Source organism: Paenarthrobacter sp. 10N417 (assembly GCF_056394745.1).
Genome location: NZ_JBFTIL010000055.1, coordinates 1 through 1204 on the forward strand (window position 1 = coordinate 1; position 1204 = coordinate 1204).

Genomic DNA, 1204 nt, shown 5'->3' on the forward strand with positions numbered 1-1204 from the left:
TGCGGTCGTATGGTTTTGTGAGACAGCTTGATGGGAGCTTCAGTTCAGATGACCACGCCCAGAAGAAAATACGATGCGGCTTTCCGTGAGGATGCTGTGCGGCTTGTTTTGTCCACGAACCGGTCGGTGAAACAGGTCGCCGAGGAGATCGGGGTGAAGGAAAGCACGCTGGGGAACTGGCTTCACCGGCATCGAGAAAGCCACCAGGGCGCCGCACCGGTCCTGYCTGAAGAACGGGGGCCGGTGCCGTGGGACGAGCACCGGAAGGCACTGGCCGAAAATGAGCGGTTGAAGGCCGAGGTCGAGTTCCTGGGAAAAGTCAGCGCCTTCTTTGCCGCGAAGCAAAAGTAGAGGACTTCTACGAGTTCATCGAAGCGGAGAAGGCCAACTATTCCGTGGTGTGGCTGTGCCGGGCGTTGAAGGTCTCCCGGGCCTCGTTCTACCGGTGGCGCGCCCCTGCCGGGCCCTCACCGCGTGCCGTGCGGCATGAGGATCTGGTCACCGCGGTTACCGGCCTGTACGAGAAGGAAAATGGCCGTGCCGGCCGTGACCAGCTGACGCTTTTGCTCAACGCGGCCGGGACCAAGGTCTCCGCCCCGACCGTCGGGGCGATCATGCGAGAAAAGGGCCTGCGGGCCATCCGRACCCGKGCCTGGAAGAGGACCACGGTCCAGGACCCGCAAGCCAAGACCGCCCACATCGAGAACCACATGCTCGATGAACAGGGCAAACGCGACTTCACCTCCGCGGTGCCCGGGACCCGCCTGGTCGGAGACATCACCTACCTGCGCACCGGGGAGGGCTGGCTYTAYCTGGCCACCGTCATCGACCTSTTTTCSGGCATGGTCATCGGCTGGTCCATGGCTGCCCACATGCGGGCAAGCCTGTGCACCGCAGCCCTGCAGATGGCACGGAACCACGGCCGTTTCGCCGAACATGGTGTGGTCTTCCACTCCGACCGCGGTACCCAATACACCTCCGACGAATTCCAGCAATGGTGCGGCACCAACGGGGTTACCCAGTCCATGGGCAAGGTCGGGGTGTGCTGGGACAACGCGGTAGCCGAGAACTTCTTCTCCCACCTCAAAACCGAGTTCTACCACCACCAACGCTTCGGCTCCAGGATCGCTGCCCGGACCGCCGTCATGGACTACATCGAGGGCTGGTACAACCGCCGCCGACCCAACCGCCGCGCCGGCGGCCT

At 63.4% G+C, this 1204-nt stretch carries 2 protein-coding genes; both read left to right on the forward strand.

What is annotated here, in order from left to right; all coding sequences use genetic code 11:
* Nucleotides 1–48: 48 nt before the first annotated feature.
* On the forward strand, nt 49–351 hold the full coding sequence (locus AC1DCM_RS26495) for a transposase (RefSeq protein ID WP_477520318.1): 303 nt from the start codon (nt 49–51) through the stop codon (nt 349–351).
* Nucleotides 352–368: 17 nt separating this feature from the next.
* Nucleotides 369–1204 (forward strand): IS3 family transposase (locus AC1DCM_RS26500; protein WP_477520319.1); only part of this gene is annotated, 836 nt, incomplete at its 3' end.